General features: G+C 53.3%; 12 protein-coding genes and 4 tRNA genes. All 16 read left to right on the top strand.

Features of this window, described 5'->3' with window-relative positions; all coding sequences use genetic code 11:
• Positions 1 to 4: 4 nt before the first annotated feature.
• Entirely contained in the window at positions 5 to 691 is a 687-nt protein-coding gene (rsmG, locus tag MIM_RS21535) for a 16S rRNA (guanine(527)-N(7))-methyltransferase RsmG (protein WP_407638173.1), read from the top strand.
• Entirely contained in the window at positions 681 to 1,481 is an 801-nt protein-coding gene (locus MIM_RS21530) for a ParA family protein (RefSeq protein WP_025374812.1), read from the top strand. Before rsmG ends, MIM_RS21530 begins: the two co-directional genes overlap by 11 nt.
• Before the next feature lie 8 nt (positions 1,482 to 1,489).
• Positions 1,490 to 2,509 carry a ParB/RepB/Spo0J family partition protein gene (locus tag MIM_RS21525; protein ID WP_025374811.1) on the top strand — a complete coding sequence of 340 codons (1,020 nt, stop codon included), beginning with the start codon at positions 1,490 to 1,492 and terminating at the stop codon, positions 2,507 to 2,509.
• Between the two features lie 140 nt (positions 2,510 to 2,649).
• Positions 2,650 to 2,735: transfer RNA gene (locus tag MIM_RS21520), tRNA-Tyr, on the top strand.
• A gap of 187 nt (positions 2,736 to 2,922) precedes the next feature.
• Positions 2,923 to 2,996, top strand: a tRNA-Gly gene (locus MIM_RS21515).
• A gap of 77 nt (positions 2,997 to 3,073) precedes the next feature.
• Positions 3,074 to 3,148, top strand: a tRNA-Thr gene (locus tag MIM_RS21510).
• Positions 3,149 to 3,194: 46 nt separating this feature from the next.
• Entirely contained in the window at positions 3,195 to 4,385 is a 1,191-nt protein-coding gene (tuf, locus tag MIM_RS21505) for an elongation factor Tu (protein WP_025374750.1), read from the top strand.
• Positions 4,386 to 4,484: 99 nt separating this feature from the next.
• Positions 4,485 to 4,560 (top strand) — tRNA-Trp (locus MIM_RS21500).
• Between the two features lie 34 nt (positions 4,561 to 4,594).
• The gene (gene secE / locus MIM_RS21495; protein WP_025374810.1) at positions 4,595 to 4,975 is read left to right on the top strand and encodes a preprotein translocase subunit SecE; all 381 of its coding nucleotides are present in this window, start codon (positions 4,595 to 4,597) and stop codon (positions 4,973 to 4,975) included.
• 10 nt (positions 4,976 to 4,985) lie between these two features.
• A complete protein-coding gene (gene nusG, locus MIM_RS21490; protein ID WP_014752667.1) occupies positions 4,986 to 5,519 on the top strand; it encodes a transcription termination/antitermination protein NusG in 534 nt (177 codons plus the stop codon).
• Between the two features lie 72 nt (positions 5,520 to 5,591).
• Positions 5,592 to 6,026 carry a 50S ribosomal protein L11 gene (gene rplK / locus MIM_RS21485; protein WP_025374809.1) on the top strand — a complete coding sequence of 145 codons (435 nt, stop codon included), beginning with the start codon at positions 5,592 to 5,594 and terminating at the stop codon, positions 6,024 to 6,026.
• Positions 6,026 to 6,721 (top strand): 50S ribosomal protein L1, encoded by a 696-nt coding sequence (gene rplA / locus MIM_RS21480; RefSeq protein WP_025374808.1) that lies wholly within the window; start codon positions 6,026 to 6,028, stop codon positions 6,719 to 6,721. The genes rplK and rplA overlap by 1 nt, the downstream gene beginning before the upstream one ends.
• Positions 6,722 to 6,964: 243 nt before the next feature.
• Positions 6,965 to 7,489, top strand: coding sequence for a 50S ribosomal protein L10 (gene rplJ, locus MIM_RS21475; protein WP_014752664.1), 525 nt, complete (start codon positions 6,965 to 6,967; stop codon positions 7,487 to 7,489).
• Positions 7,490 to 7,566: 77 nt separating this feature from the next.
• The gene (gene rplL / locus MIM_RS21470; protein WP_025374807.1) at positions 7,567 to 7,947 is read left to right on the top strand and encodes a 50S ribosomal protein L7/L12; all 381 of its coding nucleotides are present in this window, start codon (positions 7,567 to 7,569) and stop codon (positions 7,945 to 7,947) included.
• Positions 7,948 to 8,133: 186 nt separating this feature from the next.
• Positions 8,134 to 12,249, top strand: a complete 4,116-nt coding sequence (gene rpoB, locus MIM_RS21465) for a DNA-directed RNA polymerase subunit beta (RefSeq protein ID WP_025374806.1) — start codon at positions 8,134 to 8,136, stop codon at positions 12,247 to 12,249.
• Positions 12,246 to 16,496, top strand: a complete 4,251-nt coding sequence (gene rpoC, locus MIM_RS21460) for a DNA-directed RNA polymerase subunit beta' (RefSeq protein ID WP_025374805.1) — start codon at positions 12,246 to 12,248, stop codon at positions 16,494 to 16,496. The genes rpoB and rpoC overlap by 4 nt, the downstream gene beginning before the upstream one ends.
• Positions 16,497 to 16,640: the final 144 nt, after the last annotated feature.

The raw sequence follows: 16,640 nt of genomic DNA, 5'->3' as shown, positions 1-16,640 counted from the left end.
GCCGGTGGGTATGAATGAGCAAGTGAAAGCAGGGCGTCAGGAACGCATCGCCGGCGCAGCCAGCAGTCTGAGGCTATCGATATCCGATGCCCAGATAGCGCAATTGATCGGTTATCAGGATCAGCTATTGCGCTGGAATAAAGTGTATAACCTGACGGCCTTAAGAGATCCGGACAAAGTGCTGATTCAGCACGTTTTCGATAGTTTGTCCGTGATTAATCCACTGAGTGACAAGTTTGCCCCAGGGCGGACAATTTCTGTACTGGATGTGGGCTCAGGTGGTGGTCTGCCGGGGGCAGTCCTGGCTATAATGAAGCCTGACTGGCAGGTGTGCTGCATTGATGCCGTTGAAAAGAAAACGGCATTTATCAGGCAGGCCGCAGGTGTACTTAAATTGCCTAATCTGGTATCTGAACATATTCGTATCGAACGCAAGCCGCCCGCTCAGGCCGACCTGGTTATTTCGCGAGCCTTTGCGTCGCTGGTCGATTTCAGTGACTGGTCTGGCATGCATGTGGGTAGTGACGGACATCTGGTCGCAATGAAAGGGCGGCTGGCGTCAGACGAAGTGTCACAGCTGGAAGAAAAGGGCGCGTGGACAGTTGGGCAGGTTCAGAAACTGAACGTGCCGGAACTGGATGCTGAGCGTTGTCTTGTATGGTTGCAGCAAGTAGGAAAATATGACAAATGAAATAAAATCGCCCCGCGTATTCTGTATTGCAAACCAGAAGGGAGGGGTAGGTAAAACGACGACGGCAATTAATCTGGCTGCCAGTCTGGCGTTACAAAAGAAGCGGGTATTGCTGGTGGATCTGGATCCGCAGGGCAATGCAACCATGGGCAGTGGCATTGATAAAAATAGTTTAAGCTTAAACATTTATCAGGTGCTGATTGGCGAGGCCAGCATCGCTGATGTACGCGTGCGTTCGGAAACCGGGGGCTACGACGTGCTGCCCGGTAACCGGGAACTGTCCGGTGCAGATTTCGATTTGTATGAACTGGAAGAACGGGAGCATCAGTTAAAGAACGCGATTGCTCAGGTTGCCGGCGATTATGATTTTGTTCTGATCGATTGCCCCCCAACGCTTTCACTGCTGACTCTGAACGGGCTGACGTGTTCGAATGGCGTTATCATTCCGATGCAGTGCGAGTATTTTGCACTGGAGGGCCTTTCAGACCTGGTCAATACCATCAAGCGGGTGCATAAGAACATCAACCCTGATCTGAAAATGATCTGGTTATTGCGCGTGATGTATGATTCCCGCGTGACGTTACAGCAGCAGGTCTCAGAACAACTGCTGGAGCACTTCGGCGATAACGTATTCAAATCTGTCGTGCCCCGCAATGTGCGGCTGGCAGAAGCCCCCAGTCATGGCATCCCCGGCGTTCTGTACGATAAGTCGTCGCGTGGTGCCAAGGCCTATCGGGAATTTGGTGCCGAAGTCATCAAGCGCGTCAAAGCAATGGATAAGGAAAAATAGAGGAAATCATGGCAACTGCGTCATCGAAAACGGCCGGCAAGACCGCAGCCAAAAGTACAACGAAAACGCCCGCGAAAGCCGCTTCCAAAGCCGCGGCAAAAACGGTGTCCAGGGTAGCCCCTGCTGCGGCAAAGAAGACCAAGGGCCTGGGTCGCGGATTATCTGCGCTGTTGGGTAACGACATCAATGTGATCGAGGATCTGTCCCGGGACGAGAACAAGGGACCGGAATTGCCCTCCAGCGTACCGCTGAGTCAGATTCGTGCCGGTAAATACCAGCCCCGTACCCAAATGGACGAGGCTGCGCTGAACGAACTGGCTGAGTCGGTGCGCAGTCAGGGCATCATGCAGCCGATCCTGATTCGCCCGATAGCCGGAGATCAGCCGGAGAAGTACGAAATCATCGCCGGTGAGCGCCGTTTCCGGGCAGCCAAACTGGCCGGTCTGGCCGAAGTGCCGGTGCTGGTACGCGAGGTGGCCGACGAAAACGCGGCTGTGATGGCACTGATCGAGAATATTCAGCGCGAAGACCTGAATCCGCTGGAAGAAGCCCAGGGGGTAAAACGGCTGATTGATGAGTTTCAGTTCACCCACGAGCAGGCCGCGCAGGCGATTGGCCGTTCCCGTTCGCTCACCAGCAACTTGCTGCGTCTGCTGAATCTGGCGCAGCCGGTCCAGAATTTCCTGTTGCAGGGCCAGTTGGATATGGGCCATGCCCGCGCCCTGCTGGCAGTGGATTCGGCAACCCAGATCATTCTGGCCAACCAGGTTGTGGCGCGTCAGCTATCTGTGCGTGAAACCGAGAGACTGGTCAACAGCGTCGGCAAGAGCAAGGCGGCGCCCAAGCCCAAAGCGGTGAATCGGGATGTGGAACGCCTTGAAGAGGCGCTCTCAGACCATCTGGGTACCCGTGTCAGCCTGAAAATGGGTAGCAAGGACAAGGGCCAGCTGCTGATTGATTTTCACGGCTGGGAGCACCTGAACTCGCTGTTGGAAAAACAGGGATTGAGCAATATTCTGGAAAGCTGAAGACCCCGGCTGTCAGGAAAAAGTGCAGCCAATTTCCGACAGTTTGGTAAAAATGCGTGGTAAATCGAACGAATCGTCGTTTTGCCTGCAATTAGTACTTGACAGCGAACCGCAAGTACTACATAATCCGTAGTTCTCTTGGTGGAGTGCCCGAGTGGCTAAAGGGGGCAGACTGTAAATCTGTTGGCTTACGCCTACGTTGGTTCGAATCCAACCTCCACCACCAGCCGAATTTGTTCTTTGTGAAGGCTTTTGTTAGTCATTGGCTGCCGGAGTGAGTAAGTTGCCCAGATTTGCAGTTTTGCATCTGCCGCAAGTGGTTATCCTTCGGTTGTAGCAGTGGTGATATTGGGATACGAATAGTACCGCCTCAACAATAACAAATTGCGAATGCAGGAACGTTTCAGGATCCTGCGGGTGTAGCACAATGGTAGTGCAACAGCCTTCCAAGCTGATGATGAGGGTTCGATTCCCTTCACCCGCTCCATCCCGCACCGGTTTCCTATTGTTCAGGCCATATGTACGTTAATTTATATGGCCGGAACAAGTTGTTAGAAAGAATTTGCCCATGTGGCTCAGTGGTAGAGCACTCCCTTGGTAAGGGAGAGGTCGCGGGTCCGATTCCCGCCATGGGCACCACAAGCGTTTTAATTATTTATCCAGCCCCAATCTTCAGGAGTCGGTAATGGCAAAAGGTAAGTTTGAACGTACCAAACCACACGTAAACGTAGGTACGATTGGTCACGTTGACCATGGAAAAACAACGCTGACAGCGGCGATTACAACGGTATTGTCACAGCACTTTGGCGGCGAAGCCAAAGGCTACGACCAGATTGACGCGGCGCCTGAAGAAAAAGCGCGTGGTATCACGATCAACACCTCTCACGTTGAATACGAAACCGAGACCCGCCACTACGCACACGTAGACTGCCCCGGACACGCTGACTATGTTAAAAACATGATCACGGGTGCGGCGCAGATGGACGGCGCGATTCTGGTATGTTCAGCTGCTGACGGCCCGATGCCTCAGACACGTGAACACATCCTGCTGTCACGTCAGGTTGGCGTGCCTTACATTGTTGTGTTCCTGAACAAAGCCGACATGGTTGACGATGAAGAGCTGCTGGAACTGGTCGAAATGGAAGTGCGCGAGCTGCTGTCCAAATACGACTTCCCAGGCGACGATACGCCTGTGATCAAGGGTTCTGCCAAACTGGCACTGGAAGGCGACGAAGGCCCACTGGGCAAACAGGCCATCCTGTCTCTGGCAGAAGCACTGGACACCTACATCCCAACCCCCGAGCGTGCAGTTGACGGTACGTTCCTGATGCCCGTTGAAGACGTGTTCTCTATCTCTGGCCGCGGTACGGTTGTGACCGGTCGTATCGAGCGCGGAATCATCAAGGTGGGTGAAGAGATCGAAATCGTCGGTATCAAAGACACGGTTAAAACCACATGTACAGGCGTGGAAATGTTCCGCAAGCTGCTGGACGAAGGTCAGGCCGGCGATAACGTGGGTATTTTGCTGCGTGGTACAAAACGTGAAGACGTAGAGCGTGGTCAGGTTCTGGCCAAACCCGGATCAATCAAACCCCACACCGGCTTCTCAGCCGAGGTGTATATTCTGTCTAAAGAAGAAGGCGGTCGTCACACACCATTCTTCCAGGGCTATCGTCCCCAGTTTTACTTCCGTACAACGGACGTAACCGGTACGATCAAACTGCCGGAAGACAAAGAAATGGTTCTGCCAGGCGATAACGTATCAATGGACGTAGAATTGATCGCTCCGATCGCGATGGAAGAAGGTCTGCGCTTCGCGATTCGCGAAGGTGGCCGTACCGTCGGCGCCGGCGTGGTTGCTAAAATCACGAAGTAATTGCAGTAATAGCCATTGCAGTACAACGCGGTGCCTGGGTAGTGTATAGTGTTATATGCACTACCCTCCGCTTCTGAACCGCGCAGAAGACAGGTTTACAGGGGTATAGCTCAATTGGCAGAGCGTCGGTCTCCAAAACCGAAGGTTGTAGGTTCGATTCCTACTGCCCCTGCCACCCATTTGTGGGGCTGTAAACAGCTCAATTTAACATGTCAAATAGCAGTGTAGAAACCGTAACAACACCGTCAGACAAGTATAAGATCGTACTGGCGGTGGCCATTATTGCCATCGGCATTTTCGCATATTCATATTTTTCTGATATGAATATCTATGCCCGTGTCGGTATGTTTGTTGGCAGTCTGGTTATTGCTGCTTTGATTTTCTGGTTCAGCGAAGCAGGACGCCGTTCAGTGGATTTTGCTACCGGTTCCTATTCGGAACTCAAGCGGGTGGTCTGGCCAACACGTGCTGAAACCATCCAGATGACCGGAATCGTCTTTGCCTTTGTCATTGTGATGGCCATTTTCCTGTGGCTTGTTGACAAACTGATTGAGTGGATCATTTACGGCGTGTTTTTAGGCTGGAATTAAAGGACAGGCGATGAGTAAACGTTGGTACGTTGTGCATGTCTTTTCTGGCATGGAAAAAAGTGTTCATAAGGCCCTGCTTGAGCGAATCGAGCGGGCTGGCCTGCAAACATCATTTGGCCGCATTCTGGTGCCTTCCGAGGAAGTGATCGAAATGCGTGGCGGGCAGAAAGCCATTACTGAACGTCGGATCTTTCCTGGCTATGTGCTGGTTGAAATGGATCTGACAGACGAAACCTGGCATCTGGTTAAAAACACCAATCGTGTGACCGGGTTCCTGGGTGGATCGGGCAATCGTCCGGCACCGATCTCTGAGAAAGAAGTGGAAAAAATCCTTTCTCAGATTGAAGAAGGTGTTGAGAAACCCCGTCCGAAAATCCTCTTTGAAGTGGGCGAAATGCTGCGCGTCAAGGAAGGTCCGTTTGCTGATTTCAATGGCAACGTGGAAGAAGTCAATTACGAGAAAAGCAAGGTGCGTGTCAATGTGACCATTTTTGGTCGCGCCACGCCGGTAGAACTGGACTTCAGTCAGGTCGAAAAAACCTGATTGGTTCTTTAACTGTTTCATTAACCCCGGGGAGCGGCATGATGCTGCGATTGAACCCGTAAGGAGCATAGCATGGCGAAGAAAATCGTCGGCTTTATCAAACTGCAGGTACCTGCAGGGAAAGCCAACCCATCACCCCCAATCGGTCCTGCGCTGGGTCAGCGTGGCCTGAACATTATGGAATTCTGCAAGGCCTTCAATGCCAAGACTCAGGGCATGGAACCTGGTCTGCCGATTCCTGTCGTGATTACCGCGTTTGCTGATAAATCTTTCACATTTATCATGAAAACGCCACCGGCCACCATTCTGATCAAGAAAGCGGCCGGTATCCAGAAAGGTTCTCCACGTCCGCACGTAGACAAAGTGGGTACACTGACACGTGCACAGGCTGAAGAAATCGCAAAAACAAAAGAACCTGATCTGACTGCTGCCGATCTTGACGCCGCAGTACGTACGATTGCCGGCAGTGCCCGCAGCATGGGTATTACGGTTGAAGGAGTGAACTAATGGCTAAAGTAACCAAACGCGCGGCAGCTATTGCTTCCAAAATTGATCGTAACAAGCTGTATCCTGTTGCTGAAGCCCTGACACTGGTCAAGGAAACAGCGACAGCCAAGTTCGATGAATCTATCGACGTGGCCGTTCAGCTGGGTATTGATCCCAAGAAATCCGACCAACTGGTTCGTGGCTCTGTTGTATTGCCTGCGGGTACCGGTAAATCCGTTCGTGTGGCTGTATTTGCCCAGGGCGAGAAAGCCGAAGCCGCCAAGGCTGCCGGCGCCGATATCGTTGGTATGGAAGACCTGGCAGAACAGATCAAGGCTGGTCAGTTCAACTTCGATATCGTGATTGCGTCTCCTGACACAATGCGTATCGTTGGTACACTGGGTCAGATCCTGGGTCCACGTGGCCTGATGCCTAACCCTAAAGTGGGTACAGTGACGCCCGACGTGGCAACTGCTGTGAAAAACGCCAAAGCCGGTCAGGTTCAGTACCGTACCGACAAGGCAGGTATTATTCACGCCACAATCGGTCGTGCATCTTTCGACATCGACAAACTTCAGTCAAATCTGGCTGCATTGGTTGATGCCCTGAACAAGGCACGTCCTGCGACGTCCAAGGGTGTTTACCTGCGTAAGCTGGCCGTTTCATCCACCATGGGTGGCGGAGCGAAAATCGAGGTTGCCTCACTGGCAATCTGATAACAGAACTTTGGGCTGTGCCTGATCGCGCATCAGGCATTGCTGTCAAAGACCGCTGGAGCGGCCCTCTTTGTCTTTATGGCAAAAGCAGGGCGGCTTAAAACCGGAGCAGTAAGTCCGGATCCTGCGTAGACGGCGTCCCATGGAAGAATTCTTAGCAGAGCTCGACCAGAGGTACGCCGCATATGGTTGACGCAATTGGGAACTGTTCCCAGCCGCGTCTTTAGATGGAGTGTTCAAACCGTGAGTCTCAATCGTAATGAGAAAGCGGCAGTAATCGAGGAAGTATCCGCTCAGGTAGCGAATGCACAATCCATTATTGTTGCTGAGTACCGTGGTATTGACGTTGCTTCTGTCACCGTATTGCGCAAATCTGCACGTGAATCAGGTGTTTATCTGCGTGTTCTGAAAAACACGCTGGCCCGTCGCGCGATCAATGGCACGCCTTTCGAAGGTTTGTCTGATCAGCTGACTGGTCCACTGATCTATGCGATCAGTGAAGATCCTGTTTCTGCATCAAAAGTACTGTCTACATTCGCTAAAACGAATGACAAGATCGTACTCAAAGGTGGTGCCCTTCCAGGCAGCATCCTTGATCCCAACGGCGTCAAAGCCCTGGCCACCATGCCTTCTCGCGAAGAGCTGTTGTCCAAACTGTTGGGTACCATGCAGGCACCTGTTACACAATTTGTGCGTACGCTTAATGAAGTTCCAACCAAATTCGTTCGCGGCCTTGCTGCTGTGCGCGATCAGAAGGAAGCCGCTTAAGGCACCTGTTGGTTCTTTTTTAAAGACTAAGCGATACAAAACCCTGGCAATTATTTAAATTTATTCGGAGTTCTAAAATGGCTTTAAACAAAGCAGAAATCCTCGACGCTATCGCCGGCATGACTGTGCTGGAACTGTCTGAGCTGATCAAAGAAATGGAAGAAAAATTCGGTGTGTCAGCTGCTGCTGCCGCTGTTGCTGTTGCTGCTCCTGCAGCCGGTGGCGAAGCTGCTGCTGCCGCTGAGCAAACTGAGTTCACAGTCGTTCTGGCTGAAACTGGCTCACAAAAAGTGAACGTCATTAAAGCCGTTCGCGAACTGACAGGCCTGGGTCTGAAAGAAGCGAAAGATCTGGTTGACGGTGCACCGAAGCCAATCAAAGAAGGCGTTTCTAAAGCTGAAGCTGAAGAAGCGAAGAAAAAACTTGAAGAAGCCGGCGCTAAAGCTGAACTCAAGTAATCATCCTAAGATGATACCCGGAGTGGCTTTAGCCACCTCCGGGTTTTTGCGTTTCTAGGAAAGACGACCTTTTCACTGCCTTTAGGGCAGAATAATATGAATTAAGGCGTTTTTCGTGGAGTCGTAAAACCCCATGGATTATGGACCCACCCATAATTCTTACAACCCTCTCGAGTCGGAGTGCTCATGCCTTACTCGTACACAGAACGAAAGCGTATCCGTAAAAGCTTCGCTAAACGCGAAGATGTCCAGGACGTACCTTATCTGTTAGCTACACAATTACATTCCTACCGTACTTTTCTGCAACAGTCGGTTCTTTCCAGCCAGCGTAAAGACGAAGGTCTGCAGGCGGCGTTTAAATCCATTTTCCCCATCGTCAGCCACAACGGCATGGCGAGGCTGGAGTTCGACAGCTATATGCTGGGCGAGCCGGTGTTTGATGTCAAAGAGTGTCAGTTGCGTGGACTGACCTTTGCCTCACCACTACGTGCCAAAGTCAAACTGGTTCTGATGGACCGCGAAGTCAGCAAACCAACCGTTAAAGAGATCAAGGAACAGGAAGTCTACATGGGTGAAATTCCCCTGATGACCGACACCGGTTCTTTTGTGATCAACGGTACTGAGCGTGTAATCGTATCACAACTGCATCGTTCCCCCGGTGTGTTCTTTGAACACGATCGTGGTAAAACGCATAGTTCGGGCAAATTGTTGTTTTCTGCCCGCGTTATTCCCTACCGTGGCTCATGGCTTGACTTTGAGTTCGATCCGAAGGACGTCCTGTTCTTCCGTATCGACCGTCGCCGCAAGATGCCCGTCACCATTCTGCTCAAGGCAATTGGCCTGACACCGGAAACCATTCTGGCGCATTTTTACGAATTTGATCACTTCGATATCAAATCCGAAGGCGCACTGATGCAGATGGTGCCTGAGCGCTGGAAGGGCGAAGTCGCCCGTTTCGACATTACCGACAAGAACGGTACTGTACTGGTCGAAAAAGACAAGCGTATTAACAGCAAGCACCTGCGCGAACTGGCGAATGCCAAGATCGAGCGTATTTCCGTGCCTGAAGATTACCTGATTGGTCGTGTCCTGGCCAAGAACGTGATCAGTGCAGACACCGGCGAAGTGATTGCCAACGCCAATGATGAGATCACAGAGTCCCTGCTGACCAAGATTCGTGATGCCAACGTACATGAAATTCAGACCATTTTCACCAATGAGCTGGATCGTGGTGCGTTTATTTCACTGACCCTGCGTACTGATGAAACAGCAGACCAGATGGCAGCCCGCGTTGCGATCTATCGTATGATGCGTCCCGGCGAGCCACCAACCGAAGAAGCGGTTGAGGCACTGTTCCAGCGCCTGTTCTACAGCGAAGAGTCTTATGATCTGTCCCGCGTGGGCCGGATGAAAGTCAACAGCCGTCTGGGCCGTGGTGAAGATATCACCGGTCCGATGACACTGACTGACGAAGACATTCTGGAAACCATCAAGGTACTGGTTGCGTTGCGTAACGGGCAGGGCGTGATCGACGATATCGATCACCTGGGTAACCGCCGCGTGCGTTGCGTGGGCGAGCTGGCAGAGAACCAGTTCCGCGCCGGTCTGGTGCGTGTAGAGCGCGCCGTCAAAGAGCGTCTGGGTCAGGCGGAAGCCGATAACCTGATGCCGCATGATCTGATCAACTCCAAGCCCATTTCGGCTGCCATTAAAGAGTTCTTCGGTTCAAGCCAGCTGTCGCAGTTTATGGACCAGACCAATCCGCTGTCTGAAATTACTCACAAGCGTCGTGTTTCTGCATTGGGCCCTGGCGGTCTGACACGTGAACGCGCCGGCTTTGAGGTGCGGGACGTGCATCCGACACACTATGGTCGTGTTTGCCCGATTGAAACACCTGAGGGTCCGAACATTGGTCTGATCAACTCCATGGCGCTGTATGCTCGTTTGAACGACTACGGTTTCCTGGAAACACCTTACCGCAAGATTATTGATGGCAAGGTCAGTGATCAGATTGAGTATCTGTCAGCGATTGAAGAAAGCAATTACGTGATCGCCCAGGCCAACGCGGTGCTGGACGAAAACGGCCGCTTCCAGGATGACCTGATCGCCTGCCGTGAAGCCGGTGAGACCATGCTGACTGCGCCTGAAAACGTGCACTACATGGACGTGGCGCCATCGCAGATCGTGTCCGTGGCCGCTTCGCTGATTCCGTTCCTGGAGCATGACGATGCGAACCGGGCGCTGATGGGTGCCAACATGCAACGTCAGGCTGTGCCTTGCCTGCGTCCTGAGAAACCACTGGTGGGTACGGGTATTGAACGTACTGTGGCAGTTGACTCAGGCACGACCGTACAGGCCAAGCGTGGCGGTATTGTTGATCACGTTGATGCCGATCGCGTGGTGATTCGTGTGAATGATGACGAGAACCAGGCCGGTGAAGTGGGTGTGGACATCTACAACCTGATCAAGTACACACGTTCTAACCAGAATACCAACATCAACCAGCGTCCTATCGTGAAACGTGGTGACCACGTTGCCCGTGGCGACGTGCTGGCCGATGGTGCGTCAACCGACCTGGGTGAACTGGCGCTGGGTCAGAACATGCTGATCGCGTTCATGCCATGGAACGGCTACAACTTTGAGGATTCAATTCTGATCTCCGAAAAAGTGGTGGCCGATGACCGTTATACGTCTATCCATATTGAAGAGCTGACGGTTGTTGCCCGTGATACCAAACTCGGTAACGAGGAAATCACACGCGACATCAGTAATCTGGCAGAAACCCAGCTGAACCGTCTTGACGAGTCTGGTATCGTGCATATTGGTGCAGAAGTGCGCGCCGATGACGTACTGGTCGGTAAAGTCACGCCTAAGGGTGAGACTCAGCTGACACCGGAAGAAAAACTGCTGCGTGCGATTTTCGGTGAAAAAGCCTCTGACGTGAAAGACACCTCGCTGCGCGTGCCTTCCGGCATGGTCGGTACGGTGATTGACGTTCAGGTCTTTACGCGTGAAGGCGTTCAGCGTGACAAACGCGCCGAGTCCATCATCAATGATGAACTGAGTCGCTATCGTCAGGACCTGAATGACCAGCTGCGTATTGTTGAAAACGACACCTTTGATCGTATTCGCAAGCTGCTGGTTGGTAAAACCGTTAACGGTGGCCCGAACCGTCTGCCAAAAGGTTCCACCATTACCGAGGAATACCTCGATGGCGTAGAACGCTGGCACTGGTTCGATATTCGTTTGTCTGACGAAGGCGCTGCCGTGGCGCTGGAACAGACCAAGGAATCGGTTGAGCAGAAACGCCACGAGTTTGATCTGGCCTTCGAAGAGAAGCGCAAGAAACTGACCCAGGGCGACGAACTGCCACCGGGCGTGCTGAAAATGATCAAGGTCTATCTGGCCGTGAAACGTCGTTTGCAGCCTGGTGACAAAATGGCCGGCCGTCACGGTAACAAGGGTGTGGTATCACGTATTACCCCTGTGGAAGACATGCCGCACATGGCTGATGGTACGCCTGCCGACATCGTGCTGAACCCGCTGGGTGTGCCATCACGGATGAACGTGGGTCAGGTGCTTGAAGTGCATTTGGGCTGGGCTGCCAAGGGTGTGGGCCACCGGATTGCCGATCTCATGAAAGATGAGCGTGCGGTTCAGGTTGGACAGATCCGCGAATACCTGAACAAGGTGTACAACACCACCGGTAGCAAGGCACAGATTGATTCCCTGAACGATGAGCAGATCATCGAGATGGCGCGCAATCTGAAAAACGGCGTACCGCTGGCGACACCGGTATTTGACGGTGCCACCGAGGAAGAAATTACCAGTATGCTGGAACTGGCCTATCCTGATGATGTGAAAGAACGTCTGCAACTGACCGACTCTCGCACCCAGGCTTACCTGTTCGACGGCCGTACCGGCGAGCGCTTTGAGCGTCCCGTCACCATCGGCTACATGCATTACCTGAAACTGCATCACCTGGTCGACGACAAGATGCATGCACGTTCTACTGGTCCGTACTCTCTCGTGACGCAGCAGCCATTGGGTGGTAAAGCCCAGTTTGGTGGCCAGCGCTTCGGTGAGATGGAGGTGTGGGCACTTGAGGCCTATGGTGCTTCGTATACGCTGCAGGAAATGCTGACCGTTAAATCGGATGACATTGCCGGACGTACCAAAGTGTATGAGAACATTGTTAAAGGCGATCACGTCATCGACGCAGGTATGCCTGAGTCGTTCAACGTGCTGGTGAAAGAGATCCGTTCTCTGTCACTGGACATGGATTTGGAGCGTAAAGAATGAAGGGATTATTAGGTTTATTCAAACAGATTTCCCAGGATGAGCAGTTCGATGCCATCAAGATCGGGATTGCTTCTCCTGAAAAAATCCGTTCATGGTCCTATGGCGAAGTCAAAAAGCCAGAAACCATCAACTATCGGACATTCAAGCCGGAACGTGATGGTTTGTTCTGCGCCAAGATCTTTGGCCCGATCAAGGATTACGAATGCCTTTGCGGTAAATACAAACGCCTGAAACATCGCGGTGTGATCTGCGAAAAATGCGGCGTCGAAGTGACCGTGACCAAAGTGCGTCGTGAACGCATGGGTCACATTGAACTGGCCAGCCCGGTTGCGCACATCTGGTTCCTGAAAAGCCTGCCATCCCGCCTGGGTATGGTGCTGGACATGACCCTGCGCGATATCGAACGCGTACTGTACTTTGAAGCATGGTGCGTGATTGAGCCAGGCATGACACCGCTCAAGCGCGGTCAGATCATGTCTGACGACGATTTCCTGGCCAAGACCGAAGAGTACGGCGACGACTTCACTGCCCTGATGGGTGCTGAAGCCGTGCGCGAACTGCTGCGCACGATTGATATCGATCGTGAGGCCGAGTCTTTGCGCGCTGAACTGAAGGCAACCAGCTCCGATGCGAAGATCAAGAAGATCTCCAAGCGTCTGAAAGTGATTGAAGGCTTCCAGAAATCCGGCATCAAACCGGACTGGATGGTGATGGAAGTGCTGCCCGTGCTGCCGCCGGATCTGCGTCCGCTGGTACCGCTGGATGGCGGCCGCTTCGCGACGTCTGATCTGAATGATCTGTACCGTCGCGTGATCAACCGTAATAACCGTTTGAAGCGTCTGATCGAACTGAAGGCACCGGACATCATTCTGCGCAACGAAAAACGCATGCTGCAGGAATCGGTTGACTCGCTGCTGGATAACGGTCGTCGCGGTAAAGCCATGACCGGCGCCAACAAGCGTCAGCTCAAGTCCCTGGCCGATATGATCAAGGGTAAAAGCGGCCGGTTCCGTCAGAACCTGCTGGGTAAACGTGTGGACTACTCCGGTCGTTCCGTGATCGTGGTGGGTCCTCAGCTCAAACTGCATCAATGCGGTCTGCCCAAACTGATGGCGCTGGAACTGTTCAAGCCGTTTATTTTCAACCGTCTTGAGATTATGGGTCTGGCGACCACGATCAAGGCTGCGAAAAAACTGGTAGAAGCCCATGAGCCTGTGGTCTGGGACATTCTGGAAGAAGTGATCCGTGAACACCCTGTGATGCTCAACCGTGCGCCAACGCTGCACCGTCTGGGTATCCAGGCGTTTGAACCGACACTGATTGAAGGTAAGGCGATTCAGTTGCACCCGCTGGTGTGTGCGGCCTTTAACGCCGACTTTGACGGTGACCAGATGGCGGTTCACGTGCCTCTGTCACTGGAAGCACAGCTGGAAGCACGCACATTGATGCTGGCATCTAACAACGTGCTGTTCCCGGCCAGTGGCGAACCTTCTATCGTGCCTTCTCAGGATATCGTGCTGGGTCTGTACTATACGACGCGTGAACGTATCAACGGCAAGGGTGAGGGCTTGTTCTTTGCCGATCTGGCCGAGCTGATCCGTGCCTATGACAATGGTGAAGTGGAACTGCAATCACGCGTGACTGTGCGTCTGAACGAATACGAGAAAGACGAGCAGGGTGAATGGCAGCCTGTGCTGCACCGTTTTGAGACCACGGTCGGCCGTGCGATTCTGTCGGAAATTCTGCCTCATGGGCTGCCGTTCAGCGTGCTGAACCGTGCCCTGAAAAAGAAAGAAATTTCACGTCTGATCAACCAGTCTTTCCGCCGCTGCGGTCTGCGCGACACGGTGATTTTTGCCGATAAGCTGATGCAGTCCGGTTTCCGTCTGGCGACCCGCGCTGGTATTTCAATTGCCATGGGCGACATGGTTATTCCGACTGTGAAAGAAGAAATTCTGACGCAGGCCAGCAATGAAGTCAAAGAGATCGACAAGCAGTATTCGTCAGGTCTGGTGACTTCGCAGGAACGCTATAACAACGTGGTTGATATCTGGGGCAAGGCCGGTGATAAAGTGGGTAAGGCCATGATGGAACAACTGGCGACAGAGCCGGTTGTGACCCGTCTGGGCGAAAATGCCCGCCAGGAATCGTTCAACTCCATTTACATGATGGCCGACTCCGGTGCCCGTGGTTCGGCAGCGCAGATTCGTCAGCTGGCCGGTATGCGAGGCCTGATGGCCAAGCCGGATGGCTCGATCATCGAAACGCCGATTACCGCGAACTTCCGTGAAGGTCTGAACGTTCTGCAGTACTTCATCTCCACGCACGGTGCTCGTAAAGGTCTGGCCGATACCGCGCTGAAAACAGCGAACTCCGGTTACCTGACGCGTCGTCTGGTTGACGTGACCCAGGATCTGGTCATCACCGAAACCGATTGCGGTACCACCAACGGCTATCTGATGAAAGCCCTGGTTGAAGGCGGTGAAGTGATTGAAGCGTTGCACGATCGTATTCTGGGTCGTGTGGCCGCTGCCGATATCGTTAATCCGGACACGCAGGAAACGGCGATTGCGGCCGGCACCCTGCTGGATGAAGATGCCGTTGAACTGATCGATCGCATTGGCGTGGATGAAGTCAAGATCCGTACACCGCTGACCTGCGAAACCCGTCACGGACTTTGCGCACATTGCTATGGCCGTGACCTTGGCCGCGGCAATATGGTCAACAGCGGCGAAGCCGTGGGTGTGATTGCGGCGCAGTCGATTGGTGAACCGGGTACGCAGCTGACCATGCGTACGTTCCACATTGGTGGTGCGGCGTCGCGTGCAGCCATGGCGTCTTCGGTTGAGACCAAGTCTAACGGTACCGTTGGCTTTGCGGGCTCCATGCGTTATGTGACCAACGCCAAGAACGAGCGTGTGGCCATTTCCCGTTCCGGTGAGATCGTGATTTTTGACGATAATAACCGCGAGCGCGAACGTCACAAGATTCCTTACGGCGCTACCGTGCTGGTGGGCGATAACGATACCGTGAAAGCCGGTACACGTCTGGCCTCATGGGATCCGCTGACTCGTCCTATCGTGTCTGAATACTCCGGTGCGGTTCGCTTCGAGAATATCGAAGAAGGCCAGACCGTTGCCAGACAGGTGGATGAGGTGACCGGTCTGTCTACACTGGTGGTCATTACACCGAAATCACGCAGTGGTAAAACGCTGATGCGTCCTCAGATCAAGCTGGTCAACGAGGCGGGTGAAGAGGTGAAAATTGCCGGTACTGACCACTCCGTGAATATTTCATTCCCGGTTGGCGCGCTGATTACCGTGCGTGACGGACAACAGGTCAATATTGGTGAGATTCTGGCTCGTATTCCACAAGAGTCACAGAAAACCCGCGATATTACCGGGGGTCTGCCGCGTGTGGCCGAGCTGTTCGAAGCCCGTTCACCGAAAGACGCCGGTATGCTGGCAGATGTCACCGGTACGGTGTCATTTGGTAAGGATACCAAGGGTAAACAGCGTCTGGTCATTACCGAAACCGATGGTACGGTGCACGAGTTCCTGATTCCGAAAGAGAAACAGGTGCTGGTACACGACGGCCAGGTGGTTAACCAGGGTGAGATGATTGTGGACGGTCCGGCCGATCCTCACGATATTCTGCGTCTGCAGGGTATCGAGAAGCTGGCCATCTACATCGTCAACGAAGTGCAGGACGTGTACCGTCTGCAGGGCGTGAAGATCAATGACAAGCACATTGAAGTGATCGTTCGTCAGATGCTGCGTCGTGTGAACATCGTGGACGCAGGCGATACCTCGTTCATCACCGGTGAACAGGTTGAGCGTGCCGAACTGCTCAACGAGAATGATCGCGTGACGGCTGAGGGCAAGATCCCGGCCACCTACGAGAACATTCTGCTGGGTATTACCAAGGCATCGCTGTCCACCGATTCGTTCATCTCTGCGGCTTCCTTCCAGGAAACCACCAGGGTGCTGACCGAAGCGGCTATCATGGGTAAACGTGATGAGTTGCGTGGTCTGAAAGAGAACGTGATCGTGGGTCGTCTGATCCCAGCCGGAACCGGTATGTCTTTCCACCATGCCCGCAAGGCCAAAGAGGAAAGCGAACGTGCCGAACGCGCTGCCGTGCGTGCCCAGGAGAATCCTTTCGAGGAGTCTGCACCGGTCACGCTGGACAATGTGTTTGCTCCGTTGGGTACCAACAGCGACGACGAGCCGCCTGCCGCCGAATAAGCGAACAGGTTATCTGTTGTCATCCCGGCTGCGGCCGGGACACCGAAGCGCCTTGTGTCTGTGATGCAAGGCGTTTTTTTCATGGTACGCCCAGCATGGGCGTACTCCTGCGGGTGCGAGTCCCGCCGCGAGTTGGTCACAACG

This window comes from Advenella mimigardefordensis DPN7, from assembly GCF_000521505.1.
Taxonomy (GTDB): Bacteria; Pseudomonadota; Gammaproteobacteria; order Burkholderiales; family Burkholderiaceae_B; genus Advenella; species Advenella mimigardefordensis.
The sequence above is the reverse complement of the archived record's forward strand: the minus strand, read 5'-3'. Positions and strand labels throughout refer to the sequence as shown.

Coding starts and splice junctions, on each gene's coding strand:
- MIM_RS21530 (WP_025374812.1), top strand. CDS start 681: ATGACAAATGAAATAAAATCGCCCCGCGTATTCTGTATTGCAAACCAG.
- MIM_RS21525 (WP_025374811.1), top strand. CDS start 1,490: ATGGCAACTGCGTCATCGAAAACGGCCGGCAAGACCGCAGCCAAAAGT.
- tuf (WP_025374750.1), top strand. CDS start 3,195: ATGGCAAAAGGTAAGTTTGAACGTACCAAACCACACGTAAACGTAGGT.
- secE (WP_025374810.1), top strand. CDS start 4,595: ATGTCAAATAGCAGTGTAGAAACCGTAACAACACCGTCAGACAAGTAT.
- nusG (WP_014752667.1), top strand. CDS start 4,986: ATGAGTAAACGTTGGTACGTTGTGCATGTCTTTTCTGGCATGGAAAAA.
- rplK (WP_025374809.1), top strand. CDS start 5,592: ATGGCGAAGAAAATCGTCGGCTTTATCAAACTGCAGGTACCTGCAGGG.
- rplA (WP_025374808.1), top strand. CDS start 6,026: ATGGCTAAAGTAACCAAACGCGCGGCAGCTATTGCTTCCAAAATTGAT.
- rplL (WP_025374807.1), top strand. CDS start 7,567: ATGGCTTTAAACAAAGCAGAAATCCTCGACGCTATCGCCGGCATGACT.
- rpoB (WP_025374806.1), top strand. CDS start 8,134: ATGCCTTACTCGTACACAGAACGAAAGCGTATCCGTAAAAGCTTCGCT.
- rpoC (WP_025374805.1), top strand. CDS start 12,246: ATGAAGGGATTATTAGGTTTATTCAAACAGATTTCCCAGGATGAGCAG.